We start from the raw sequence: 943 nt of genomic DNA on the forward strand, positions 1-943 counted from the left end.
CTACTTCCGTCCTGCACATCTAACGGCTTTCCAAACCGACGCCCCCTCAACATGAGAAAAACGAAAAGGATCAGGCAGAGGTAAACAGCCCCTAAACCACCGCGTGTCCCGAACACAAGTGCCGCAAACGGGTCCGGAGGTCTTGTCTCAAGCGTGTAGTATCTTTTTTCAGCAAGTCCGATCCGTGCGTTGCGTGGGAGCGTTGACATAAGGTTATAGAGGAACGTAGCATTCCGCTCATCATACTTTAGCCCATCTCTACTGAATAGATAGGTAGAGGCGATGAAGAAGACGCGTCCTTTACCATGTCGTAGCGTCACCACGGTTGCCCCATCCTCTGTCGCATAGAGTGCAACGACCTCGCGTGTTATAGGTTCAAGCGCAAAACGCGTCCGAGCGCGAATCACGTCGATCGGGTGCAGCGGAAAGAACGATTCATCGGCTGTTCGGCGTGAGAATTCCTGAGCCATACACATTGAAAAGACCGTCCAATCCTGGCTCGTCTCCAGCCACAATTAAGGTGCCACCGGTGTTGACGAAATCCTGTATATCCTTAACTTCCGTCTCAGTCGGAGCCTTATTGAGGTCTTGGAGGAACAACGCATCATATCGCTCCAGACGTGCAGGATATATCTCAGATATTTCCGTGACGCGGAACTTCAGTCTGTGTAATATCCGATGAAGTACCGTGCCATCTATCAATGAATCACACGAAATCAGAAAGCAGGTAAGCGCAATTAAGATGAAACTGACTTTTAACGGACTGTTTTGGCTGGCAAGCTGCACCAAAGAAGAAACTCGTAGGATAGGCATATTTGTCTTTGTCGACATTACGGAATCCATCTATTACCCTGTAATCGGTGCGGTTAGGAATGCAGATCGCATGAATCAACGCCGAGTGCGCGTGTGGCACTCGTCGGGGCGAGTACGCCGCAAAACCGCA

General features: G+C 50.3%; 2 protein-coding genes. Both read right to left on the bottom strand.

From position 1 onward, the window contains the following. Positions 1-476, bottom strand: a 476-nt coding sequence (locus J4G07_19695) for a hypothetical protein (GenBank protein ID MCE2416214.1), incomplete at its 3' end; no start/stop codon positions are given. Next, on the bottom strand, positions 436-831 hold the full coding sequence (locus tag J4G07_19700) for a hypothetical protein (protein MCE2416215.1): 396 nt from the start codon (positions 829-831) through the stop codon (positions 436-438). The genes J4G07_19695 and J4G07_19700, both read right to left, overlap by 41 nt. Positions 832-943 lie beyond the last annotated feature (112 nt).

It is taken from the genome of Candidatus Poribacteria bacterium (genome assembly GCA_021295715.1).
Taxonomy (GTDB): domain Bacteria; phylum Poribacteria; class WGA-4E; order WGA-4E; family WGA-3G; genus WGA-3G.

What these genes read in the sequence shown, in the direction of transcription:
- J4G07_19700 (MCE2416215.1), bottom strand. Translation starts at nt 831, where the DNA reads ATGTCGACAAAGACAAATATGCCTATCCTACGAGTTTCTTCTTTGGTG.